Genomic DNA, 23,848 nt, shown 5'->3' with positions numbered 1-23,848 from the left:
TTTTTTATCCTCCTGTGTCTGCGCTGGTCAGGTAATCCGGCTGCAAACAGCCATGAAAAATTCATCTGTCAGTCGCGCTTTTGTCATCTGATTCTGCGCTTCAGGTGGCTCTTCAGGCCAGTTGGCAATTGAGTACCACATCGGCGCGAATCGTTCACTTTTCACGCTGTACTATGGTTCCAGTATTGTCTAATCTCAGGCGCTCTCACCTGAGGACTATAACAATGAAATGGATCCGCTGTTTGCTGGCTCCGCTGTTCCTGACGGCTATGACTGTTCAGGCGGCGACCGAAACGATGACACTGGCGGCTGATGCCGATGCCGGTGTGCAATTCCCCATGAATATTCAGACTGTGACCGGACAGAGCAGTGACGGAAACCAGTTTCTGTCGGTAACTGCCGATGTGTTTGGCGCGGTTGAAGCGGCTATCAACACCACCGTTGCCGATGTACAGGCAAGCTTCTTTGAATGGAGCTACAACCGTGGTGTCGGTACCATTCCCAATACCTGTCCGGCCGGCTATGACGCCAATGCCGGCCTGTGTGCTGAGCAATGCCCGGCGGGCTTTGATTCTGTTGCCGGCGTGTGCTGGGAACAGTGCCCGGAAGGCTGGTCGGATGGTGGTGCCCTGTGTACCCAGTGGAAATGGTGGCCGGAAACCCGTGCCAAACAATCCTGGATTCAGCCTCGCATCGCTATGCAGTGTGCGCCGGGTTCCGTGAATGAGGCTGGTCTGTGCTACGAGCCTTGTGCCGATACCTTTACCGGGGTTGGCCCGCTGTGCTTTGGCCGTTTTGCCAATAACGACAGTGCCGAGCGTATCCGCCAGCAGGCCGCTGAACAGCAGGCTGATGTTCTGGCCAATCTGGGCGAAAGCGGCATTGTGGTGCCGGAAGGTCAGCAGCCACAGCTGAAGACCGATATGTCTTTTGCGCCGATTGTCTGCGGCCTGGAAGCAGTTGAAGGTGCCTTCGGTCTGCCAGTACCTGATCCGGTAAACATTGGCGGTCTGGCAGTGGATGCGACCGGTGATGCGATCCTCAACGCGATTTCGGATTCGGTGAGCAGCGGCGCCTGGTTCGTACCGAGTCTGGCACAGACCGTTGTACTGGATTTCTCGGCTCAGGCCGGTTGTGAAGACGATGGCGTAGTGGCCAAAGCGTCACTGAATTTCAAGCCCAGCGTAACGGTAAAAGCCAGCACCCGCATGTTCGACAGTGTGCTGCACAATATGGCCGGTGTGGATCTGGGTATTATGAGCGTCTCTGTTTATGAGCTGATCCCGTTCCGTGTGTACGGCACTGTGGGCAGCACCATGAGCACCGATGCGACCCTGACCTCTGTGGTTGACCGTAGCATGCCTCCGCTGATTATCGATGGTAAACAGCATGCCAACAGCACCGCGCTGGCGGTGACTCCGGGTATGGATCTGTGGCTGTCGGCGGAAGCTTATCTGCGCGTGACCAGTATCCTGAGTTTTATTCCGGATCTGCTGCAGCTGGGCGCAGAATTCAAAGTCTGGGTTCTGGAACTGGCAATGCCTTATCAGCTGGAAGAAGGTATGCGTAACGGTGCTGAAGGCTACGAAATGTACAAGCAGGAATCCCTGCACAGCCTGCTGTCTTCCGGCCGTGGCTATGTGGATACTTTCCTGCGTGTCTTCGGTATCGAAACCAATGCGTTCGGTGATAATGCCGATGTGCAGTGGGACGGTTACCACGAAGACAAAACGCTGTTCGATAAAGAGGCCAGCCGTCCGCTCAGTTTCTGAGTAACGCTGCCTGAACGGTAAACCCGAGGCCCTTCCTGTGAAGGGCCTTTTGCTTTTACAGACAGACTGCTCAAAAACGGAGCCCTGATCATCATGCGTTGGTTGCTACGAATTCTGTTGTCACTGCTGGCTTTGCTGATGCTGAGCGGAGCAGGTTTTTATCTTTATCTGCAGACCCTGCCGACCAAACCACCGGCCTTTGTCAGTGCGGCCGATCTTGATGAGAGCCAGACTGCACAACCACTGCAATGTGCGGCGGGTCAGCCACTGCAGGCTGCATACCGGGTGCGGGTTGAGGTGCTGTCGCGCCTGAATGGTCAGCAGGTGTATGCCTCTAATGTGAGTTTCCGCACTCAGCTGCAGCAGGCAAATGGTGATCTTGTCCGTGCAGTGGCCACGGATATCCGGGTTGATGAAGGCGATGGCGCGGCGACCTTGCCGGATCTGCCCTATCTCAGCCGCGTACAAAGTGCCCGGGGGGCGGTGTTTGTGGCGTTTAATGATCTGGGACTGATGGAGCAGCACCCGCTGGTGGTGATCAGCCAGCTGCTGAAAGGACTGTCGGTAGGTAATGAAGGCGAAACCTACCGTTATGCCTATGACTCGCTGCAGCGCTTATACCGTTACCGCCAGACGGGTGCAGGCAGTGAACGGGCGGTGTTCCGCGCGGATAGCGATTTATCGCTGCTCAGCCGGGATTTTGCCGCTAACCGCAGCGACTGGCGTATTGTCAGCGATGGTGGTTGTCTGCCGCAGCAGCTGACATCCACCGAGCGTCAGGCGCTGCAGGTGGCGGGGCAGCAGGGCTATATCGAGTTCCGTATTCAGGCTGAAGCTATTCCGCCGTATGCCGATCTGAGCCGTTACACCTTTAATGCCGGTGCCAATGCTGCACAGCGCTGGCAGATGCGTCAGGTAAGTACCGCCGAGTTTGCTTCACCGGTGAATTCTGCCGCTGATATGTGGGCAGTGTTTGCCGGTTTTGCCAAAGAACGTAATACCGCCCGCCTGATCCGTGCCGCGGAATATCTGCTGGATAACCTCTCGCCTTATGAACTGGCCGACGCTCTGCAGGGTCGGGGGATGGAACTCAGTGATGAGGCCGGGCGCGATCTGATTTTTGCACTCGGCATCAGTGGTCGGCCGGAGGCGGAAGACTTTATGCTCGACGTATTGCAGACCCTGCCACAGGATGCCGGTGAAGCGGTGGATATGCAGAAAGTACGCCTGATGGTGGCCCTGTCTGCCTCAGGACAGGTTACGCCGCGGGCGTATTCCGCACTGGATTCACTGGCGCGCAATACTCAGGAAAGCGTTAACGTTCAGGCTAATGCGCTGATCAGTATGGGCAGTATGGTGCGTCAGCTCGAACGGCAGGGCAGCGATAACAGCAGTCAGGAGCAACAACTGACACGGTTGTTAAGTGAGCGTCTGGACGGCCCGCAGGCAGCCTCAGCCATTATGGCGGCCAATAACGCCGGACTGACCAATCTGGAGCCTGAAATCATTGCTCACCTGGGCTCATCGTCGAGTCGTGAGCGTTATGCCGCCGGAATGACCCTGAGTCGTAATCCGCAGCATTATCCGCTGTTGCTGGAACACCTGCAGGGGGAAACCTCCAACCTGGTGAGTCAGGCTATTCTGGCCAATATGGATGTGAGTAAACTCAGTCAGACACAGCGTGGTCAGCTGGATCAGATCGCCAGCGACAGCGCCGATGCCGATAAGGCGATGTTAATTCAGCGCTTTCTTGCTCAGTAATGCAGATAACAGGCATAAAAAAACGCCGTATATACGGCGTTTTTATTTCTCTGTGCACTAATGCAGCAGTAATTCATCGCAGCTGAATTTTGACGCTGGTACCGGCACCAAAGCTGATATCGCGGATGATAACATCGCCCATATGCTGACCTTCAGAGCCAGCGACTCTTACGTTGCGGAAGGCAATCTGCTTGATGGTGGTCGGCATCTGTACTTCCAGCGAACCGTCGGCATTGATGGTGGTACGTGGACCGGGTTCGTATTCAACACCGGACACTTCCATTTCAGCATCCAGCAGGTTGGTGCCGGGAATCAATGATGACGCCAGGCTTTCCAGCGTGGTAATGGCTGCATCATCGCTGTCGAGATCACTGTTTACGATATCCAGCAGGCGTTCATAGTTGGTCATTGCGCCCTGAGCGGTAATATCAGACATTGCGCTGTCGGACATCATCTGCATGCCACTGCGCTCGGTAATCTGTTGCTCTGCAATGGCGCTGTTATCTGTTGCGGCATTGGCGTTGGCCATAAATGGCTGAATAGGGCCAAGCAGGACGGCACTGATGGCGGCAATCAGACGATAACGGGATTGTTTCTTCAGTGCTTTGCTGAGCTGACGTTCGGTTAACCAACCGTTGTTAACCAGTACTTCACCAAGGCGCATGCCGCTTTGGGCCTGCAGTGTGAGTGCTTCGTCCAGTTGTTGGCGGGTGATCAGTCCTTTATGAATGAGCAGGGTGCCCAGACGTGAGCGCTGTTGTATTTCTTGCCGCTTTTGCATGCTAGCCGACCTTTTATGGGTTCTTGTTATTCCGTGTCCGGTTATGCTGCCCCAGTGGCGCAAAGGGAACAACAAAAGGACTTTGACGGAAACCGTTTATTTGTCATCTGGCCTCTTTAACTCATTGAAATTAAACGGAAATACAAAAGCAGGCCAATTTGTAACTGAACGTTGCCGGGGACTGGATATTTTCCCCTTACTGCGAGTATAGACAGGAATGTCAGGGCTGCTGGTCTGGAACCCGGTGATAGGCAGGATGGATGAGCAGATTGACAATATTAATTTACCCCCTGGGCTTTTTACCGCTACTCTGCGGGCAATTGTCGTGGCTGGTCCGTAAACGGCAGGCTGTTGTTGCCGGATAAACACTCTGTATCGGGCATTATCGGGCATTTAAATCGTCCATCGATTTATCCCGGCGGCATTGCTCCCTATAATGGCCGCCATTGACACCGAATTCTGACATTGGAGACGCATCAGCATGAGCGCAGCACGCCACGTTAAGTTATTGATTCTGGGTTCCGGTCCTGCCGGTTACACCGCTGCGGTTTATGCCGCGCGCGCCAACCTGAATCCGGTGATCATCACCGGCATGCAGATGGGTGGTCAGCTGACCACCACCACTGAAGTGGACAACTGGCCGGGTGACGCCATGGGCGTTCAGGGGCCAGAGTTGATGGAGCGTATGAAAGCCCATGCTGAGCGCTTTGAAACTGAAATTGTGTTCGATCAGATCAGCGAAGTTGATGTGCAGCAGCGTCCTTTCCGCCTGAAAGGCGACAGCGGTGAATACACCTGCGATGCATTGATCATTGCTACCGGCGCCAGCGCCAAGTATCTGGGCCTGGAAAGTGAAGAAGCCTTTAAAGGTAAAGGTGTTTCTGCCTGTGCGACCTGTGATGGTTTCTTCTACCGCAAAAAACGCGTCGCCGTGATTGGTGGTGGTAACACCGCCGTGGAAGAAGCGCTGTACCTGTCGAACATCGCTTCTGAGGTAGTGGTGATTCACCGTCGTGAAGGCTTCCGCTCTGAGAAAATTCTGGCCGATAAACTGATGGAAAAAGCGGCTAACGGTAACGTGACGATTCACTGGAACAGTGAACTGGACGAAGTACTGGGTGACGACATGGGCGTAACCGGTATGCGCATCAAAAACCGTGAAACCGGTGAGACCCAGAATATTGAGCTCGAAGGTATCTTCGTGGCTATTGGTCACTCACCAAACACCGGCATTTTCGCAGGCCAGCTGGAAATGAAAGACGGCTACCTGGTGGTGCAGAGCGGTTCTAACGGCAATGCAACCCAAACCAGTGTTGAAGGTGTGTTTGCCGCCGGTGACGTGTCCGACCACATCTACCGTCAGGCCATTACCTCAGCCGGTACCGGCTGTATGGCCGCACTGGATGCCGAGCGTTACCTGGATAACCTGAAGTAATCCTGGTTGCTGACCGAATAAAAAAGCCCGGCATTGTCCGGGCTTTTTTATGGCTGCGGAATCTGAGCGTCTTTGCTGCCTGCTGCGCTATTCAGCTGCAGCAGAGCCGGTAGTGGCGTCAGCTGGCTGGTCGTTACAGGCACGGCGACTGAACCGCTCTGACTGATCTGTTGCAGGCGTTCGCTGGTTAATGGGTGGGTTTGGAACATCAGCGCCCAGCGGCTTTCATCGTGTTCTGCGAACATATTACGGAAGAACTCATCGGCTCCGCTACTGTGGCCATAATGGCTTTGCAGTATTTCAAGTGCGCGCTGATCGGCGCTGCGCTCCATATCCCGGCTGAAACTTAACAGCGTCAGCAGACTGGTGTGCTGGCCGATCATGCTGGCCGCCCCTTCACCACCGATGACGCTGCCAAGCAGAGTGATTGCCAGTTGTTCCAGCGCCAGAGTCATTGGGTGACGCTGCTCCACGTGGGCATATTCATGGGCCAGCACCATGGCCAGAGCATTTTCCGACGACACCTGAGTTAACAGGCCACGGGTCACGAAGATATGGCCACCGAGTGTGGCAAAGGCGTTGGGTGTGTCTTCATTCGCTAACCAGTGCAGCCGCACCTTTAATGGCGCGCTTTGTTGGCTGAGCAGGTTGTCCAGCAATTGCTGCAGTGCCTGCTGGCGTTCTGTATCAGCAGCGTGCGCGTCCTGAGTGGTGGGCTGCAGGGCGCCGGATACGGCTTCCGGGGCGGAGGAGAACCAGCGGCTTTCCCAGGAATAAGGAATTTTCGGCCCCAGCCACTGGGCACTCCAGCCCAGCAGCAGGGTCAGCACGAACATCAAAGCCAGCAGTGCGCCGGCCAGCAGCAGAAAGTCTTTGAGCGGATGTTCGTTACGGTTATTGATCTGTTCGGGCAGTTTGGGGTTGCCCTGTGGCAGGGGCGAGCCCCGCCTGGGCGCATGGTTGTGTAAGGGAGGCACGCTCATCTCAGCGTGCCACTACCGACGCAGCTGAAGCAGAAACCGGTGCTGGAATAAGAGCCGTTCCGTATGCCAGTACCTCTACCGACCCTAACCCCTGTCCGGCATTCTGGCCGATGCGGCTGGTTTCGAACTTGAGGTTAAACACCGCCTCAGCTCCAAGGCTCTGCGCTTCTTCCTGCATGCGCAGAATGGCTTCGCGGCGGGCGCGATCCAGCAGGCTTTCATAGGCGCCCACACGGCCACCAAATAAACCACGTAAGCCTGCAGCAACGGTTTTAAAGTAATCCACCGAAATAACCACTGAGCCGGTGACCAGCGTGCTGGCATGGTTCTGAAACTGAATGGGTGGCATGCGGTCTGGTAGTACCAGCAGACTGCGCAGGGCGTCTTCGCGGGCAATAATGCTGCGGTAATGACGTGATTCTGCCAGCCGGCCAAAGCCATAGCCCAGCGCCAGCAGCGTCAGAAAGACAATCAGCTGACCCATCAGCGATCCTCCACAATGACCGCTGTGCCGTAGACGAATATTTCTGAAGCGCCGGCGGCGATGGATGAGGTAGAAAAGCGCACATTGACTACCGCATTGGCGCCCAGAGCGCGGGCCTGTTCGCTCAGACGCTGCAGAGCTTCATCGCGGGATTCGGATAACAGCTCGGTGTAGCCTTTGAGTTCACCACCAAAGATGTTTTTCAGCCCTGCCATAATGTCACGGCCTGCATGCTTGGCACGCACGGTGCTGCCCTGTACCAGTCCGAGATGGGTGGCGATTTTTTTACCGGGGACGACTTCCATATTACTGATCAGCATACTGGCTCCTTGTGTTTGGTCGCCTTATTAAGCCCTGTGGGGCAGAAAAAGGGAATATGGCGGTTTTTATAGCCGGGAAGCAAAACAACCAACATGAACTAGACTTGTTGGGAATAAACCTCACTCTGGCCAGAGAGCAGATACTCATGATGGAGCAGTTTTCCGGATGGACACTGGGGCTGATGATCGCAATAGCGGCGCTGTCCCTGTTCTTCCACTTTTACCGTTATTCCAACCGCACCGCTGAAATTGCCCCCAATATTCTGACCAGTATTGGTATTTTCGGCACGTTCCTCGGTGTGGCTCTTGGCTTATGGCATTTTGATACGACTGATATTCAGGGCAGTGTACCGAAGCTGATGGACGGTCTGAAAACCGCGTTCTGGTCATCTATTGTGGGGTTGCTGGGTGCTCTGACACTGAAAATCCGCGCTGCTCTGGCACAGACCGGACGGCGTGAAGTCAATCAGACGCGGGTGGCAACCATCGACGATCTGGATGCTTCACTGAAGCATATTGCCGACCAGATGAATCCGGAGCAGGAAAACGGTTTGCAGCATTTATTACAGCGTCAGCATCTGCAGACTCTGGAGCGTATGAATCAGGTGATTGGTGCCCTCGACAGCTATCAGGAACGCATGGCAGAAGCCAACGCTAAAGCATTGGTTAATGCGATTGAAGCCGTAATGCGTGAGTTCAATACCAAAATTAATGAGCAGTATGGCGATAACTTCAAACGCCTGAACCAGTCAGTTATTGCCATGCTTGAGTGGCAACAGAATTACAAAGACCAGTTAAATACCCTGATTACCGAACAGGAGCGCACCTCGGGCTCCATGCAGGAAGCCAGTCAGGCGTTCGAATATATGGTAAAGCATGCCAACGCTTTCAACGGTATTTCTGAGTCGTTGCAGGACCTGCTGAATGGTCTGGAGGCGCAGCGAGCGAATCTTCAGTCACAGCTTGGCAGTCTGGCCGACCTGGTTAATCACGCCGCCGATGGTTTGCCGAAGCTTGAAGACCGTATTGTTGCATTAACTCAGGGAATGGCCGATGCCGTACAGATGCAGCAGCGCTGGGCGGTTGATGAACTGGGTAAAATGCAGCAGAGCATTGAGCAGCAACTGCAACAGAATCTGACCGACAGTGGCCAGCGTTTACAGGATCAGCAGCAGCAAAGTCTGCAGCAGCTACAACGGATTGGCGAGCGGGTTGAACGTCAGGTGGTGGTGCTGGATGAGAGTATGGAAGAGGAGCTGAATAAAGCCCTGAAATCCTTTGGTATGCAGCTGACCGCGTTGTCCGAAAAATTTGTCAGTGATTACTCACCACTGACTGAGAAACTGCAACGACTGGTGCAAATGGCAGAACAGATCGATGAATGAAAATGAACTGGAGCAGCTGAAAGAGCAGGAAGGGCACTGGGTTGCCGTTTCCGATTTAATGGCTGGCCTGATGATGGTGTTTATGCTGATTTCCATTGTCTTCATGATTAATGTCGAACAAGAGCGCGATAAAATACGCGACGTCGCCATTCTGTACGATCATCTGCGTGTGCAGTTATACGAAGATTTAAAAAGCGAATTTGCTGATGATATGCAGCGTTGGGGAGCGGAACTGGATAAAGACCTGACCTTCCGTTTTAACAATACCGAAGTGCTGTTCGATAAAGGTGCCGCTGATCTTAAGCCGGAATTTCAGTCAATACTGGCGGACTTTTTTCCTCGTTATATCGGTATTATTACCCGTGAAAAATACCGTGACGATATTCTCGAGGTGCGTATAGAGGGCCATACCTCCAGCGCCTGGTACGGTGCACTGAGTGATGATGATGCCTATATCCGCAATATGGATTTATCACAAAAGCGTACGCGTTCTGCTCTGGGTTTCGTGCTCGAATTACCGGATGTCAGCGGCAATAAAGACTGGCTTAAATCTCACCTGACAGCGAATGGCCTGTCATCAGCCAAAGTTGTGCGCGACGATAACGGTGTGGAAAATGACGAGCGCTCACGACGGGTGGAGTTTAAAGTCCGCACTGATGCAGAAGGGCGGATTGCCACCATTCTGGATCGGGTATTGCCGTGAAGATTACCGACTTTTTTCAGGATGAAGGCTTTAACCGTCTGCGTGAACGCATGGGAACCGATGCCTTGGGCAACTTTGAATTATTCGATCCCGCCCGTCAGCTGACCTATGCCGAGCGTGAAGCTCTCGATAACGGCATGCTGACTGCCGAAGGGCAGGCATTACGTATCTTAAAAGATAAAACCCTGGCCTTTAAAAACACCCGTGTCTGGCTTTTTTATGAGCAGGATTATCATCTTGCCTATTGTCAGAAAGTGCAGGCGTTGCGCCATCATCAGGATCGTTTACAGATTGGCACCGGAGCGCTGTCGGCTAAAAAGACCGAAGGCGTATGCCTTGAGTGTTTGTCTGTGCTGCAATATCAGGGCGTGGACGCACGCCGCTTACGGCGTGCGGAGTTTTCTGAACAGATCAGGGAGCAATTCTCGCTGGAGCTGTTTAAACAGGAATATCCGTTTTATCCGGTATAAGAACCGGCACGGCCAGAAAGCCGTGCTGTTCTGCGGATTACTGCCAGTTAAACTGATTCCAGCGGGCTTTATCCCAGCTTGCTGTCTGGTCTGTGTCGCCACCTGAGGAGTTATCTGATCCGTCGCCGGTATCGCCGCCTGATGAATTATCCGATCCGTCACCGGTATCACCGCCTGAGGAGTCATCTGATCCGTCGCCGGTATCACCACCTGAGGAATTATCCGATCCGTCGCCGGTATCACCGCCTGGGGAGTTATCTGATCCGTCGCCGGTATCACCGCCTGGGGAGTTATCTGATCCGTCGCCGGTATCGCCGCCTGAGGAGTTATCTGATCCGTTGTCTGTATCCGTTGGTATATTGTCTTCCGGTGTACTGTCTCCGGAACCGCCAGCACCACCGCAGGCGGTTAAGGTCAGAAAGAAAACAAGAATAAAAGCCAGTTTCATGGGCTGACCTTCTCAATGATAATGTGATCCAGAAGGTTACTCAGCTCTGTAATTTCCTCAGAAAAGTCCGAATTAACGCTGACGTCATCATCAGTAAAATCGTAATCCCCTATACTGACGACTTTCTTTGCCTGTCTTAGCGTATTGCTTATAAAACCAAGCGACATAATCCGGTTTCCGAGAACCACATTCGCTGAAAACGATACGTTTGCCTTTTCATAGTGGTTTCTGAATTCATGGGGACTATCTTCACCGAAGTTTGAATAATGTTTGCTGCGGATTACATTGAAGCCAATGTTTTTATTGTAGGCGCTGGGATAGCCGGAAAGAGTGGTGTTATTGCAGACATAGTCGCTGCTCCCAAGGGGAATAAAGGTCACGGGAGAAAACATAACATAGCGACTACCATCATCTTTCTCTGTTACCTGAAACGGGTAGGTGATGTGATAAATATCACCGTTTACAGGATCGACAACTTTGTATTTGGTTAAGCGGTATTCGGTATCACCAAGGTAGAATGATGTTCCGAGCGGTGCGGTTTTTTTTGAGTAAGTATAGGGAATGTCGATAGCATTATCTGAGCACTGAAAACCAGACTGGTTAGTGTCTCCGGATTTCAGATCAGAAATCTGCCCTGCAAGATATTCGAAGTTTTCATTTACTTCAGAAGCTCTGGCCGGAGTATTCGCGGAAAATGTGTGAGGTAAATCTGCCATAGAGGTTGCCGAATACAGAAACATAGATAAGACGGCCAAACCGGTACTGCGCATACAAGAACTCCTGCTGGGGCATACTTTTTAGTTTGTCAGTAGTAAAAAATAAATGGGCGCTTTATTCAAGATACTGAGGCTGAGGAACTTCAGCAGCGGATCTTTCATTATGAGTAAAGGAGATCCTTACGCGAGGCTGAATGCAAGGGAATTGATTAATTATTAATCAGAAGGTTTGGCAGACGCCGGTGTTCTCAGACTGTTTGCCGTTATCGTGCTGAAAATCGCAGGCCTGGTGGCCTCCCCACAGGGACTCGAACCCCGATCGTCCGCTTAGGAGGCGGATGCTCTATCCTGTTGAGCTATAGGGAGAAGGGCGGGCATTTTAACGGCTGACAGCGGTGCTGTCAGCCTTTGTTGTTAAACGTCGCCCAGAGATTCTTCTTCGAGGTCTTTATGGTGGCGCTCTTCCCACTGAAATTCGGTGATCAGGCGGTCGAGGTAACGTTGTGCCATGGCCGATATCATGGTGAAGGCAAAGCCGCAGATAGTATTGCCTTCGTCATCATTGATGATATGACGGGCTTCCAGGCTGCAGTCCATGGTGTTTTCTTTGTTAAATCTTACCCGCGCGATAGGAAAATCACGCTGCTCTTCCAGGCGTTTTTTAACATTAGCGCTGAAGTGAGCTTTGAAGCCGCTTGATGACAGATCAAGCAGACGACCGAGCAAATCGCCTTCACCATCGTTCATTTTAATTTTCAGCAAAATGTTGTGCGCAGGTGGAACGGCGACGCGATAGGCAGTACGGCGCTGCAGATACAGAACCTGTTCAGGAAACTCCGCACGGTATTGTTCTTTCTGGGGCTGGTACTTCAGCCGGCCGGTCATGCGGAATTCAATACGCACACCCTGACTGTCGCATTCTATATGAAAGCGTTTTCCCGCCCGGATAAGATCATTGCCATGTTGCGGAATGACTTTGTCCATGAAAAAGCTGCGGCTTTTAAAGTCTGTTTGTGGAATGGCGGAGGTGAACTCTTCGTCGCTGCCGTCAATCCGTACTTTAACCGGTGTGCCCATCAGGACGATTTTGCGCAATGCTCCGTAAATATCTTCCGGTTCATCGAGCAGGTATTCTTGATTTTTTTCCTCAGACATTGCCCTTGGTTCCCAGACATGATCAGACCTGAATGTACCCTTGTCCCTGCTTCAGGCTGCTTGCTTTCCCTTTATCGTTATATAAGTGTGGATCATTCTGCTGACCACGCAAGATTTTAAGTTTTTGCAGGGTACGATGACGGGCGTGAAGGACGATATCGGAGAGCTGAACCGATAGCTTCTGGTTCTGTTTGTACTGGTTTTCAAGGTTGGACCATAGGAGGCGGATGTTTGCCGCAGCGGCAATATCCGGATGCTGAAGGCATTGCGCAGATTGTGGCAGGCCCGATGCTTTCATCCATAGAAGGCGTTGTTCGGCGTGATCCTGTAACTGGCGGAGGCAGAGTGCTTTTTCCTGCTGGAGTGTTTGCAGGCCTTGCAGGTCGTTGTTGGCCAGAGCATCCCGTTCCTGTTCAAGAATCGCGTGGATTCCCGTGGTTAATTCCAGCTCGGTTTGCAGGAAAGCTGCGAATAGCGCGATGTCTGTGCTCATAGGAGTTCACTGCTTCAGTTGAGACGATCCTCAAAATCAAGCATTTTTCCTGCCAGCTTTTCATAGTCGATCTTGTATTCGCCTTTTTCGATGGCTCCGCGAATGCGTTCTACGGTTGCGTCATCGACGTCAGGCATTTCACGGATTTCTGCTTCAACCTGCTGAATGCTTTTGCTGCTGGCGCTCAGCTTGACCTGATCGGTAAAGACTGCGCTTTCCTGCGCTTTGGCGGTTGGTGCCGGGTCTTTATTCACCGGTTCGTTACGGGTGCGTGAACTGTTATCTACACCACCGGTTAACTTATTGATATTCATAGACAAATCTCCGAGCCAGTTAGGCATTTTACACTCCTGCATAGGTGTTATCGGCGGCCATAGTTGGAACTTTAGCAATTTTTTGAAATTTTATTCGACCTGTACTAAGCCCCGTCCGGCCACCCGGCCATAAACGATTTTCTGTGACTGCTCATTACGCACCCGGATTCGTTCGTCCTGCCGGCCATTTTCCAGCGCGGTACCGTTCATTTCAATGCGGATACCCGGGCGGTTGACGCGGATTTTGACCCTCTCGCCACGGTTTATGATGACGGGAGGATCGAGCATGTCCGGACTGAGTACGGTGCCGGCGCGCAGGCTGCGGCGGTTGATCTGCTCCTGAACATCTTCCGGATGGAGGTAATAGCCTTTGGTCAGTTCTCCGGTGTCATGGCGCACCATGGAAATATCATCTGCGTTCAGGGGCTGGCCGGCGCTGACGGGTTTCCGTAGTACGGCAACCGCTTTGTAAATGTGCAGTTGTACGGCCAGGTGCTGCTTCCAGTAGGGCGTATTACAGCTGAGTTCAAGTCCGTTGCGCCCGGCCTGCAGAGGTTTGACCAGAGCCAGATCGAAGCCTCCCTCGCAATCGGGAAGTTGGTAGTCTGCCGGCAGCCCCGGGAAGGAAAGTGCACTGTCAGATTCATGACCACTGATTTCCTGCCAGCGAATAAGCAGGCGTTGTTCAACATCCTGTTGCCAACCGGAAGCCTGGATCGCCGGTGCGTACAGCAGCGGAATTGCAGCAAGGAAAATTGCAGCAAATATCCGACAACGGCGCTGGTTCTCTACTATGCTCATAAACACGTAATACTGAATGTCATTTATCTGGCGTTAAATCTGTGGGTTCAGCAGGTACAGCAAAGGTCATGCCGGATCGATTTTTTGGGAGCTTGTTATGGCAGGTGTGTTAGACACAGTGAATCAGCGCACGCAGCTGGTTGGTGAAAACCGGCTTGAGCTGCTGCTGTTTCGCGTCAATGGACGGCAGGTTTATGGCATCAACGTCTTTAAGGTTAAAGAAGTGCTGCAATGCCCGAAACTGACAATTCTGCCGGGCAGTAACCCGGTTGTCCGTGGTGTGGCGCATATCCGTTCGGGCACGATTCCGATCATGGATATGAGCATGGCAACGGGGAATACGCCGTTGCAGGATCTGAAAAATGCTTTCGTCATCATTACCGAATACAACCTGAAAACTCAGGGCTTTCTGGTGGCTGGTGTGGAACGCATCATCAATATGAACTGGGGGGATATTCATCCGCCACCAAAGGGAACCGGTCGTGAGCATTATCTGACGGCGGTTACTGAAGTGGATAAGCAGTTGGTCGAAATCATTGATGTGGAAAAAATTCTGGCGGAAGTTTCGCCGGTTAATGAACAGATCAGTGAAGGGGTGGTCAGCGAGGATGTTCATGCCAAAGCGAAGGCCAAAAAAGTGCTGATTGTTGATGACTCTAAAATTGCCCGTAAACAGGTAAGCCGTTGTCTGGAAAATGTCGGTGTAGAAGTGGTTGCACTGAATGACGGGCGTGAAGCCTGGGAGCATCTGTATGCCATTGCCGAGGCCGGAGAAAACATCAGTGATCATTACATGATGATGATTTCTGACATCGAAATGCCGGAGATGGACGGCTATACCCTGACCACGCGTGTGCGTGGTGACAGCCGTATGGCAGGATTCTTCATTGTGCTGCACTCTTCTCTCAGTGGTGTCTTTAACAAGGCGATGGTGGAAAAAGTGGGAGCCAACGATTTTATTGCCAAGTTTGATCCGGACATTCTGGCTGAACGGGTAGTACGACAAGTGAATGCAGCCGGTTAGGCTATGTGGATGAAATTATGACCAAAGACATGTCAGTGGATGAATATAACCGCTTCCGTCAGATGTTGGAAAAAAGCAGCGGTATTATGCTCGGCGAAGGCAAAGAATATCTGGTTACCAGTCGTCTGCGGCGCATGATGGAGCGGGAATCGGTTGCCAGTATTTCAGACCTGCTGGTTGCTATGGAGCGCAACCGCAGCCTGCAGGAAAGTGTTATCGATGCGATGACCACCAACGAAACCCTGTGGTTCCGTGACGAACACCCTTACCGTATTTTTCGTGAAAAGCTGTTGCCAGAACTGGCACAACACCGGCGTCCGCTGAAAATCTGGTCGGCAGCCTGTTCTACCGGCCAGGAACCTTATTCTCTCAGTATTGAGATTGAAGAGTTCAGAAAAAAGAATCCGGGTCAGCTGATGACTGGCGAGCGTATTACCGCAACGGATATTTCCCCCAGTTCTCTGGCTGCAGCTAAAGAGGGGGTGTATCAACAATTGGCTATCCGCCGTGGTATGAACGATCAGCATCTTAAAGTGTATTTCGATGAGGTGGATTCAGATCGCTGGCGTATTAACAGCCAGGTGCGCAGCCGGGTGGATTTCCGTGCCCAGAATCTGCAGCAGAGTTTCTCTCTGCTGGGAAAATTCGACATTATTTTCTGCCGTAACGTACTGATCTATTTTTCTGCCGATCTGAAGCACGACATTCTGAGACGCATGCATGGCAGCCTGAATCCTGGTGGTTACCTGATGCTGGGAGCTTCAGAGGCAATGAATAACCTGAGCGATTATTTCGAAATGGTGCAATGCCACCCGGGGATTGTGTACCGGGCGAAGAAGATCGGAGGTGTATAGCCTGTTTGCCGCCGGTCGGTAAAGGTTTGCCGTTGCCGTAGAATTGCCGCTCCATTGCCGCCTTAAAGGGCGGCTTTTTATTTTCAACCTATTGAAAAATAAGGATTATTTTTTTTGGCACAGGGGTTGCTATCTTCCAGTCATAGTCACGTAAGAGAATCAGATTATGGCCTCTATCAATTTCACCAACGCTCTCGGCGTTCATCCTTCTGCACTGCAGCTGCGCGCGGCGCGGGCAGAAATTCTGGCGAATAATCTGGCTAACTCCGACACCCCGGGGTTTAAAGCACGTGACATCAATTTTCAGGCCGTACTGGCCGGAGAGATTAACTCCCGTAACAGCGTAGCGCTGGAGCGCACTCACTCCGGTCATCTCAGTGGTCACAGCCAGCGCGATGATGAATTGCTGTACCGCAATCCGATTCAGCCCTCCATTGATGGCAACACCGTCGACTCGCAGATGGAGCAGGCGCTGTATGGCCGTAACAGCATGAATTACAACGCCAGCTTTGAATTTCTCAGTGGCAATTTCAAAGGCATGAAAGGCGCGATCCGGGGAGAATAATTATGTCGTTATCCAACGTATTTGATATCGCCGGTTCCGGCATGAATGCTCAGTCGATCCGGATTAACACGACCGCCAGTAATATCGCCAACGCAGAAAGTGCATCCAGCTCGGTCGATGAAACCTACCGTGCACGTAAGCCCTGGTTTGCGGTGATGCATAAAACTTTTATGGAAGTGAATGCTAATAACGAGTTTCAAAGCATTGAAGATGGCACCGGAGCCGGTGTTCAGGTGATGGGAATTGTGGAGAAGGATGCGCCGCTGCAGCAGCGTTTTCAGCCGGATCACCCAATGGCAAATGAAGATGGTTATGTGTACTACCCGAACGTGAACATTGTTGAAGAAATGACCGATATGATGTCTTCATCGCGCAGCTATCAGATGAATGTAGAGGTGCTGAAGACCGCAAAACAGATGCTGCAACGTACGTTGACTCTGGGACAGTAAGGAGCAGGTTATGGCAATTAATGAAGTCGGTAATAACACTGCTGCGCTGGATCAGTACCGCAAGCCCAGCAACAGTGCGGAACCAAAAGATAACGAGCTGGGACGTGATGCGTTTCTGGAGCTGATGGTTGCTCAGCTGAACAATCAGAACCCGCTGGAACCGACCGATAACCAGGCCTTTGTGGCACAGCTGGCACAGTTTTCCACGGTAGAAGGGATCGACAAACTCAATACCACCAGTGAAAGCATGATGTCGCGCTTTAACTCGGCTTCGGCGTTACAGGCATCCAGCCTTGTCGGCCAGTCGGTCATTGTGGAAGGCAATGAAACCGGTCTGCTGCTCAGTGGCGGGGTGGTCAGTGGCTACACCGAGGTGCCGGAAAGTGCCAGCAATCTGCAGCTGAGCATCGAAGACGAAAATGGCGTTCTGCTGGAACAGATTCCACTGGGCAACCGTACCGCCGGCTCGATGTCCGTGCGCTGGGACGGTCTGAATATGATGGTCGATGGCGAAATTATCGACATCGATGTGAATAAGCTTAACCGTCAGGAATATTACAAAGACGAAGACGGTGAGCTGGTCCTCGATGCCGAAGGCAACAAGATTCCTGTGCCTTATCCGGCTGGTGAGTACGTGTTCAAAGTCACCGGCACTATGGGTGGTAAATCAGAAGAGTTAGGAATGCAGATGAGCTCACGGGTTGACAGCGTCACCATGAGCGGCAGTGGAACGGTCACTCTGAATCTGGCGGGCGGTCGCAGTGCCTCGCTGGATCAGATTAAACAGATTCTGGATGAGTAGTTCGGAACGGGCAACGGAGACTAGATTATGGCTTTTAATATTGGTTTAAGTGGTATTCGGGCTGCCTCGACCGACCTTGAGGTAACAGGTAATAACATTGCCAACGCCAGCACCACCGGCTTTAAGCAATCACGGGCGGAATTTTCCGACGTGTACACCACCACATTGCTGGGTACCGGTGTTAAACCGGTCGGCAGTGGGGTTATGGTGGATAACGTCCGTCAGCAGTTCAGCCAGGGTAATATCAGCGGCACTGAAAGTGCGCTGGATATGGCCATTGACGGTAACGGCTTCTTTGTTCTGGAAGATCGCGGCAGTGTGTCTTACACCCGTGCCGGGATCTTCTCTCTCGATAAAAATGGCTATGTGGTGGCCAATAACGGCTCCCGTTTACAGGGCTACGCTGCCAATGAGAATGGTGTGGTTAATGGTGTACTGGGCGACATCCGTATTCAGGTTGCCAATCAGCCACCGCGACTGACTAATCTGGCATCGGCCATTCTGAACCTGAATGCCAGTGAAAAGGTATTGCAGGAGCAGGGTCTGCAGCTGGTATCCAATGGTCTGGCAATCGGTGCTGCAGATTCCGGTATTGCCGAGTCGACCCGCAGTATTCTGGATTCTGCCGGTCAGCCAACGACCGGCGGCACGCCGGCAGCGGTGGCTTTTGATGGTGCGCTGGGTGGTGGTAATACCGTCGCCAACGTGGCCACTGCCGGTACCGCCGGTGGTGAAACCTTTGATGTTGACCTCGGTGACGGCAACGGCGTGCAGACCATAACGCTGCAGGCGATTCCGGCCGGTTCTACTCAGGCAGAAGCCCTGACTCTGATTCAGCAGTCGATTGATACCGTGCTGGGTTCCCAGCAGCTGACAGCGACGACTGATGGCACCGGCAATCTGGTGTTCCAGCGTGCTGGCTACAGCGCAACGGATGGTTCCAGCTTTGCCTTTACCAACTCCGCCACTATGGCGGCCTTTGGTGCGGCCGGTGCCGTGACCGCAGGTACTCAGGGCTCACTGCTCTTTGTTGGTTCCGGTGCATTGACCGCTGACTTCCGCAGCATTCCCGGCACATCTACGACGACCCGTACTACCGCCACACCATCATTGAATATCGTGGCTTCTGACCCTGGGCAGTTTGCCCAGCTGACCGCCAGCAACCTCTATGGCGCGCTGGATATCAGTGCCGGTAGCGGTAACGTACTGGCCTTTACCATCGCTACCGAAACCGGTGCTACCTATCCGATTAACCTGAGCCAGGCAGCCTGGCAGGGCGCGGCTCCGGGTTCGGGTTATGCCACTTTAAGTATTGCTGATGCCGTGGCGCAGATTAATACGCAGATCACTGCAACTGCAGGTGCGGGTAACGAAGAAGTGCTGGCTGTTAATAATGCCGGCCGTATTGAGTTTCAGGTTCAGGCTCCGGCAACACAGGGTGACTATCTGCAGATTGCCAATAACTCGGTGTCTTCTGTGGGGCTGAGTCTGGACAGCATTGGCTTCCTGACAGGTAACCGCTTCGACAATGGCGTTGAACCGGTTCAGGCCAATAACGTTTTCCAATTGGAAGTCACCAGTACAACCGGTAATGGTGGCGGTCCGTTCAACATTACCATTCCGCCGGCGAATTATGCTTCGCTGGACGATCTGGCAGTGGCCATTCAGCAACAGATTGATGTGTATATCGGTGCCGCGGGTATCGCCGGTAAGGTTACCGTGGATGCGGTGGGCGGTCAGCTGGTGTTCACTAACACCAATGTGGGCTCCGGTGAAGGTATCTCGGTGACACCAACCGTAGCTGAACCGCAGGCGGTTGCAGCACTGGGCTTTGACAGCCTGTTTGTGGTTACCGGTGAAGACGAGGTGGATAAATCCAACAGCTTCCGTATTAACCTGACAGTACCGGCTCCGGATAACGAAAACCGCAGTGGCTCTGTGCTGATTACGCTGGATGAAGAATATCGTTCGGTGCAGCAACTGGCGGCCAGTATTAACCGCCAGCTGAACAGTCAGGATGCCGATGGTTACATCGGTGTGCAGGCGGCTGCGGTCGAAATTGAACCGAATGTGGTGCCGCCACAGTATCAGCTGGAACTGCGTGCCACTGAGGCCGGTGAAGCGTCGATTATTTCGATCAGTAATATCAGTGCCTCAGGCCCGGATATTACCGCCGCCGATCTCTATGGTCTGCTGCAGGCTAACCCGTCTGACGGTACGCTGCTGACCACCGGTATTGAGGGTGTGAATAATGAATATCCGCGCCAGACGGTCGTACTGACTGATCCGGACGGTGAAGAAACTGAAATCGTTATTCCTGAACGCAGTGAGGCTAATGCCATTGTTGCGCTGTTCAACAAGCAGCCAGGGGTCACGGCATCGGCACTGACCACCATGAATATTCCGCTGTCGGGTTATAACAGCCCTGGCAATGATATGAAGCTGACGCTGAATGGTCAGGTATTAACCTCTACCTCGCTGGAAGATATTGCCGACGAAATTAACTCCTACCGCGGCACGACATTGCCGGGTTTCAACGCCGAAATTACCGCTGCCGGTGATCTGGTCATCACCAATGAAATTGGCCGCGATATCAAGCTCAGTATTTCCAGTCCGGTCACTTCCGATTCGCTGGTGGTGCAGGGCGCCGATAACACCGGTCCGGTGGTACTGGGCGGCAGTACCAGTGCTGACCTGTCTGCGGCAGTGGGTGGTGTGGTGACCTTTATCCTGAACGAGAACTACACCCTGAGTCAGCCTGATCCGGTGGTATCCGGTATTTTCGGTGCGCTGACACCGGATGAGTTTACCCCTTACACCCTGAATGCTTTCGATCCGAAAGATCAGGACACCTACAACCACGCCACCTCGATGAATATCTATGACAGTCTGGGTAATACCCATGTCATGACACAGTATTTCGTTAAGGAACCGGTTGATCCGAGCCGTCCGAACGAGGCCAACCTGTGGGCAATGTATGTTCAGGTGGATGGCTTCGATGTGGGGGATCCTGATCCGACTCTGCCATTCCCACAGAACCTGGAGCCAACGCCGGCACGTTTTGAACTGTTCTTTAATCAGGACGGCAGCTTTGATCCGGTATCGACTGGTGATATCTACATCACCAACTGGGACCCTAAGGATGCCGATGGTAATCCGACCGGTGCCCTGAGTTCGGTGAACGTGCTGGAAGGTGGTCTGCCTCTGTCCGATCCGCCAAGCAACTCCAACTTCCAGATTGACCTGAGTGGCTCTACTCAGTTCGGCAGTGCTTTTGCGGTTAACGAAGTGAGCCAGAATGGTTACACCACCGGCCGTCTGACCGGACTGGAAGTGGATCAGGAAGGGATTATCTTCGCCCGCTTTACCAACGGTCAGGCACAGACACTGGGGCAGGTGGCTCTGGCCAACTTCCGCAACCCGGAAGGTCTGACCCCGCTGGGCGACACATCCTGGGCCGAGTCTTTTGAATCGGGTGATCCGACGGTTGGCTCTCCACGTACGGCTTCCTTTGGTCAGGTGCGCTCATCGGCACTGGAAGACTCTAACGTGGATTTATCGGAAGAGCTGGTTGGGCTGATCATTGCCCAGCGTAACTTCCAGGCCAGTGCCAAAACCATTGAAACCACCGATCAGGTCACTCAGAGCATTCTGAATATCTGATGACTGCCTGGCGGCAAGCCTCTTCCCCTCTGGCGGAAGAGGCTGCCGTTTTTTCCGCGCTTTTTCCCGTCTGATACCGTCAAAAAATCATAAGTTATTGAAAATAATGGCTTTTATGGTTTTGGCACGTCCTCTGCAATGTTTCCTGTAACTCATTCGGTAAGGTGGATTTTCCGTCTTACCCGCAAGAACAGAGGCAGAACTATGGACCGCGCTTTATACATTGCCATGTCAGGTGCCAAGCAAAATACGCTGGGGCAGGCCGCACACGCCAACAACCTGGCCAATGTCAGTACCACAGGCTTCCGCTCCGATTACACCCAGAGCCGGGCGATGGGCGTATTTGGCGATCATTTTCCAACCCGTGCTTATGCCATGACTGAACGCCCGGCCAGTGATTTCCGTCAGGGCCCTCTGATGGAAACCGGCAACCGTATGGACGTGACCATTGAAGGTGATGGCTGGTTTGCGGTGCAGGGACCCGACGGCCAGGAAGCATACACCCGTGCCGGCGATCTGAGCGTCGATGCCGATGGTCGTCTGGTGAATGGCAGTGGTCTGCAGTTGATTGGCGATGGCGGGCCTGTGGTGCTGCCAGAGTTTCAGAGTATTGAAGTCAGCCGCGCCGGTATCGTGACGATTCAGCCTTTGGGGGAAAACCCGGCAGCGGTCGCCGAACCGGTGCAGCTTAAGCTGGTGCGCCCGGATCTGCAGGCGCTGGAAAAAGGCGAAGACGGCCTGTTCCGTTTCCGTGATCCGGCCACACCGCCAGCGGTTGCCGACCCCAATATCACACTGGTTAACGGTTTTGTTGAAGGCAGTAACGTCAATGCGGTGAGCGAGCTGACCAGTTTGATTGCCCTTAACCGCCAGTACGAAATGCAGGTAAAGCTGATGAAACGGGTGGATGAAAATACCGCCGCAACCACACAAATTCTGGCCAACCAGTAACAGGAGCTGACCTATGTTAAATGCACTTTGGGTAAGTAAAACCGGACTGGAAGCACAGGATCTGGCGTTAACCACGGTTTCTAACAACCTGGCCAACGTATCCACCACCGGCTTTAAAAAAGACCGCGCGGTATTCGAAGACCTGCTGTACCAGATCCAGCGCCAGCCCGGTGCCAACTCCTCGGCTGACAGCCGTTTGCCGTCGGGTCTGCAGCTGGGTACTGGTGTACGTACTGCGGGTACGCAAAAGATTTTCACCACAGGTTCCCTGCAGCTGACCGATCAGCCGCTGGATATGGCCATTAACGGCCGTGGTTTTTTCCAGATCACAATGCCGGACGGCACCATTGGTTATACCCGTGACGGTACCTTTCATATCAACAATGAAGGGGTGGTGGTGAACGTGAACGGCTATCCGCTGGAGCCGCAGATAACCATTCCTGAGCAGACCAATAAGCTCACCGTCAGTAAAGACGGGATTGTGCAGGCCACCCTGTTTGGTGATCCGACGCCGCAGGAGCTGGGCCAGATTGAAACCGTCGACTTTATTAACCCGGCCGGTCTGCAGGCAGTGGGTGGTAACGTGTTCTATGAAACCGCCGCCAGTGGTGCACCGCAGGTAGGCGTACCGAATGAAGAAGGCTTTGGTACGGTAGAGCAGGGAGCGCTGGAAAACTCTAACGTTGAAGTGGTGGAAGAGCTGGTAAAAATGATTACCGTGCAACGTTCCTACGAAATGAATTCGAAGGTTGTATCCGCCGCCGATCAGATGCTGCAGTTCCTGACGCAGAACGTGTAAGGAGGTTGTTATGAATACGCTGTTTTCATCCCGTTTATCTCTGGCCGCGCTGATGCTTATAACATTGCAGGCCTGTACTTCAGTGCCTTTGGAGCCTGAGGTTTATCCGGATGATCCGGATTACGCGCCGGTATCCGCCGAAAGCCTGCAGCCACCACCAATGGCCAATGGTTCTTTATTTCAGGCACGCTACAGTTTTGGTTTGTACACCGATCAGCAGGCACGTCGTGTCGGCGATATTATTACGGTGATTTTTGATGAGCAGTATCAGTCATCAAAATCGGCGCAAACCAAGTCGGATAAAACCTCCAGCAACAGTATTGTGCCTAACAGTGTGATGGGGACGGTGCCAGGCTGGAAAAATCTGGGTCTGGATTCCGATACCTCGGCTGACCGTAAATTTAACGGCAAGGGCGAAGCTGATCGCTCTAACAGTCTGAGTGGCCAGATATCGGTATCGGTCGCGGAAATTATGCCTAACGGTATTTTACGTATCCGCGGTGAAAAATGGCTGACCCTGAGTGAAGGGGAGGAATATATCCGCATCAGTGGTCTGATCCGCCCGCAGGATATAACGCCGGACAATACAGTTTCATCAAGTAAAGTGGCCGATGCCCGTATTTCCTTCGGTGGTCGCGGTAATCTGAATAATGCGACCAAGCAGGGTTGGTTTGACCGTATTCTTAATTCGCCCTGGTGGCCACTGTAAGCCGGCCGAGG

Annotated in this window: 25 protein-coding genes and 1 tRNA gene; 15 read left to right on the top strand and 11 right to left on the bottom strand. The window is 52.9% G+C overall.

What is annotated here, in order from left to right:
• Positions 1 to 224: 224 nt before the first annotated feature.
• Both LGT44_RS02540 and LGT44_RS02535 read left to right on the top strand, forming a co-directional pair.
• Positions 225 to 1,772 carry a hypothetical protein gene (locus tag LGT44_RS02540; RefSeq protein ID WP_145465869.1) on the top strand — a complete coding sequence of 516 codons (1,548 nt, stop codon included), beginning with the start codon at positions 225 to 227 and terminating at the stop codon, positions 1,770 to 1,772.
• Between the two features lie 93 nt (positions 1,773 to 1,865).
• Positions 1,866 to 3,533 carry a hypothetical protein gene (locus tag LGT44_RS02535; protein WP_230330509.1) on the top strand — a complete coding sequence of 556 codons (1,668 nt, stop codon included), beginning with the start codon at positions 1,866 to 1,868 and terminating at the stop codon, positions 3,531 to 3,533.
• Positions 3,534 to 3,606: 73 nt separating this feature from the next.
• On the opposite strand, the gene LGT44_RS02530 is transcribed toward LGT44_RS02535, so the two are convergent.
• On the bottom strand, positions 3,607 to 4,314 hold the full coding sequence (locus LGT44_RS02530; RefSeq protein ID WP_145465865.1) for a hypothetical protein: 708 nt from the start codon (positions 4,312 to 4,314) through the stop codon (positions 3,607 to 3,609).
• 481 nt (positions 4,315 to 4,795) lie between these two features.
• Between LGT44_RS02530 and trxB the strand changes: the two genes are divergently transcribed.
• Entirely contained in the window at positions 4,796 to 5,749 is a 954-nt protein-coding gene (trxB, locus tag LGT44_RS02525; RefSeq protein ID WP_145465863.1) for a thioredoxin-disulfide reductase, read from the top strand.
• Positions 5,750 to 5,796: 47 nt separating this feature from the next.
• Here trxB and LGT44_RS02520 read toward each other — a convergent pair whose 3' ends face one another.
• The 3 genes from LGT44_RS02520 to LGT44_RS02510 are packed head-to-tail and all read right to left on the bottom strand — an operon-like array spanning position 5,797 to position 7,536.
• Positions 5,797 to 6,732, bottom strand: a complete 936-nt coding sequence (locus tag LGT44_RS02520; protein ID WP_230330510.1) for a M48 family metallopeptidase — start codon at positions 6,730 to 6,732, stop codon at positions 5,797 to 5,799.
• 1 nt (position 6,733) lies between these two features.
• Entirely contained in the window at positions 6,734 to 7,216 is a 483-nt protein-coding gene (locus LGT44_RS02515) for a YbjQ family protein (protein WP_230330511.1), read from the bottom strand.
• Positions 7,216 to 7,536, bottom strand: coding sequence for a YbjQ family protein (locus LGT44_RS02510; protein ID WP_230330512.1), 321 nt, complete (start codon positions 7,534 to 7,536; stop codon positions 7,216 to 7,218). The genes LGT44_RS02515 and LGT44_RS02510 overlap by 1 nt, the downstream gene beginning before the upstream one ends.
• 146 nt (positions 7,537 to 7,682) lie before the next feature.
• On the opposite strand from LGT44_RS02510, the gene LGT44_RS02505 reads away from it, so the two are divergent.
• From LGT44_RS02505 to LGT44_RS02495, 3 genes are read left to right on the top strand one after another with little or no spacing between them, the layout of a single operon-like run.
• Entirely contained in the window at positions 7,683 to 8,921 is a 1,239-nt protein-coding gene (locus tag LGT44_RS02505; RefSeq protein WP_145465855.1) for a hypothetical protein, read from the top strand.
• Complete coding sequence (locus LGT44_RS02500; protein WP_230330513.1) at positions 8,914 to 9,624, top strand: OmpA family protein; 711 nt, start codon at positions 8,914 to 8,916, stop codon at positions 9,622 to 9,624. The genes LGT44_RS02505 and LGT44_RS02500 overlap by 8 nt, the downstream gene beginning before the upstream one ends.
• Positions 9,621 to 10,094 (top strand): hypothetical protein, encoded by a 474-nt coding sequence (locus LGT44_RS02495; protein ID WP_225693461.1) that lies wholly within the window; start codon positions 9,621 to 9,623, stop codon positions 10,092 to 10,094. The genes LGT44_RS02500 and LGT44_RS02495 overlap by 4 nt, the downstream gene beginning before the upstream one ends.
• 37 nt (positions 10,095 to 10,131) lie before the next feature.
• On the opposite strand, the gene LGT44_RS02490 is transcribed toward LGT44_RS02495, so the two are convergent.
• The 7 genes from LGT44_RS02490 to flgA form a co-directional block, all read right to left on the bottom strand.
• Positions 10,132 to 10,542 (bottom strand): ICP22 family protein, encoded by a 411-nt coding sequence (locus LGT44_RS02490; protein ID WP_230330514.1) that lies wholly within the window; start codon positions 10,540 to 10,542, stop codon positions 10,132 to 10,134.
• Positions 10,539 to 11,312: a hypothetical protein gene (locus tag LGT44_RS02485; protein ID WP_230330515.1), complete on the bottom strand. Its 774-nt coding sequence runs from the start codon at positions 11,310 to 11,312 to the stop codon at positions 10,539 to 10,541. The genes LGT44_RS02490 and LGT44_RS02485 overlap by 4 nt, the downstream gene beginning before the upstream one ends.
• A 236-nt stretch (positions 11,313 to 11,548) precedes the next feature.
• Positions 11,549 to 11,624 (bottom strand) — tRNA-Arg (locus LGT44_RS02480).
• A gap of 48 nt (positions 11,625 to 11,672) precedes the next feature.
• Positions 11,673 to 12,413 carry a flagellar brake protein gene (locus tag LGT44_RS02475; protein WP_145465846.1) on the bottom strand — a complete coding sequence of 247 codons (741 nt, stop codon included), beginning with the start codon at positions 12,411 to 12,413 and terminating at the stop codon, positions 11,673 to 11,675.
• Positions 12,414 to 12,435: 22 nt separating this feature from the next.
• Complete coding sequence (flgN, locus tag LGT44_RS02470) at positions 12,436 to 12,906, bottom strand: flagellar export chaperone FlgN (RefSeq protein WP_230330516.1); 471 nt, start codon at positions 12,904 to 12,906, stop codon at positions 12,436 to 12,438.
• Between the two features lie 14 nt (positions 12,907 to 12,920).
• Positions 12,921 to 13,247, bottom strand: coding sequence for a flagellar biosynthesis anti-sigma factor FlgM (gene flgM / locus LGT44_RS02465; RefSeq protein WP_225693468.1), 327 nt, complete (start codon positions 13,245 to 13,247; stop codon positions 12,921 to 12,923).
• Positions 13,248 to 13,310: 63 nt separating this feature from the next.
• Positions 13,311 to 14,021, bottom strand: a complete 711-nt coding sequence (gene flgA, locus LGT44_RS02460; RefSeq protein WP_230330517.1) for a flagellar basal body P-ring formation chaperone FlgA — start codon at positions 14,019 to 14,021, stop codon at positions 13,311 to 13,313.
• A gap of 97 nt (positions 14,022 to 14,118) precedes the next feature.
• On the opposite strand from flgA, the gene LGT44_RS02455 reads away from it, so the two are divergent.
• From LGT44_RS02455 to flgH, 9 genes are all read left to right on the top strand, one after another.
• Positions 14,119 to 15,045 (top strand): chemotaxis protein CheV, encoded by a 927-nt coding sequence (locus tag LGT44_RS02455; RefSeq protein WP_145465840.1) that lies wholly within the window; start codon positions 14,119 to 14,121, stop codon positions 15,043 to 15,045.
• 17 nt (positions 15,046 to 15,062) lie between these two features.
• Positions 15,063 to 15,899 carry a CheR family methyltransferase gene (locus tag LGT44_RS02450; protein WP_274704275.1) on the top strand — a complete coding sequence of 279 codons (837 nt, stop codon included), beginning with the start codon at positions 15,063 to 15,065 and terminating at the stop codon, positions 15,897 to 15,899.
• 166 nt (positions 15,900 to 16,065) lie between these two features.
• Positions 16,066 to 16,464 (top strand): flagellar basal body rod protein FlgB, encoded by a 399-nt coding sequence (flgB, locus tag LGT44_RS02445; protein WP_230330518.1) that lies wholly within the window; start codon positions 16,066 to 16,068, stop codon positions 16,462 to 16,464.
• Between the two features lie 2 nt (positions 16,465 to 16,466).
• Positions 16,467 to 16,913 carry a flagellar basal body rod protein FlgC gene (gene flgC / locus LGT44_RS02440; protein ID WP_145465836.1) on the top strand — a complete coding sequence of 149 codons (447 nt, stop codon included), beginning with the start codon at positions 16,467 to 16,469 and terminating at the stop codon, positions 16,911 to 16,913.
• Positions 16,914 to 16,923: 10 nt separating this feature from the next.
• Positions 16,924 to 17,715 (top strand): flagellar hook assembly protein FlgD, encoded by a 792-nt coding sequence (locus LGT44_RS02435; protein ID WP_145465835.1) that lies wholly within the window; start codon positions 16,924 to 16,926, stop codon positions 17,713 to 17,715.
• A gap of 27 nt (positions 17,716 to 17,742) precedes the next feature.
• Positions 17,743 to 21,378: a flagellar hook-basal body complex protein gene (locus LGT44_RS02430; RefSeq protein ID WP_230330519.1), complete on the top strand. Its 3,636-nt coding sequence runs from the start codon at positions 17,743 to 17,745 to the stop codon at positions 21,376 to 21,378.
• 204 nt (positions 21,379 to 21,582) lie between these two features.
• On the top strand, positions 21,583 to 22,329 hold the full coding sequence (gene flgF, locus LGT44_RS02425) for a flagellar basal-body rod protein FlgF (RefSeq protein ID WP_230330520.1): 747 nt from the start codon (positions 21,583 to 21,585) through the stop codon (positions 22,327 to 22,329).
• 13 nt (positions 22,330 to 22,342) lie between these two features.
• On the top strand, positions 22,343 to 23,128 hold the full coding sequence (gene flgG / locus LGT44_RS02420; protein WP_145465832.1) for a flagellar basal-body rod protein FlgG: 786 nt from the start codon (positions 22,343 to 22,345) through the stop codon (positions 23,126 to 23,128).
• Between the two features lie 10 nt (positions 23,129 to 23,138).
• The gene (gene flgH, locus LGT44_RS02415; RefSeq protein ID WP_145465831.1) at positions 23,139 to 23,837 is read left to right on the top strand and encodes a flagellar basal body L-ring protein FlgH; all 699 of its coding nucleotides are present in this window, start codon (positions 23,139 to 23,141) and stop codon (positions 23,835 to 23,837) included.
• Positions 23,838 to 23,848: the final 11 nt, after the last annotated feature.

The sequence above is a fragment of the Thalassolituus alkanivorans genome (genome assembly GCF_020447205.1).
Lineage (GTDB): Bacteria > Pseudomonadota > Gammaproteobacteria > Pseudomonadales > Oceanobacteraceae > Venatoribacter > Venatoribacter alkanivorans.
This window is presented reverse-complemented; position numbering and strand designations above follow the sequence as displayed.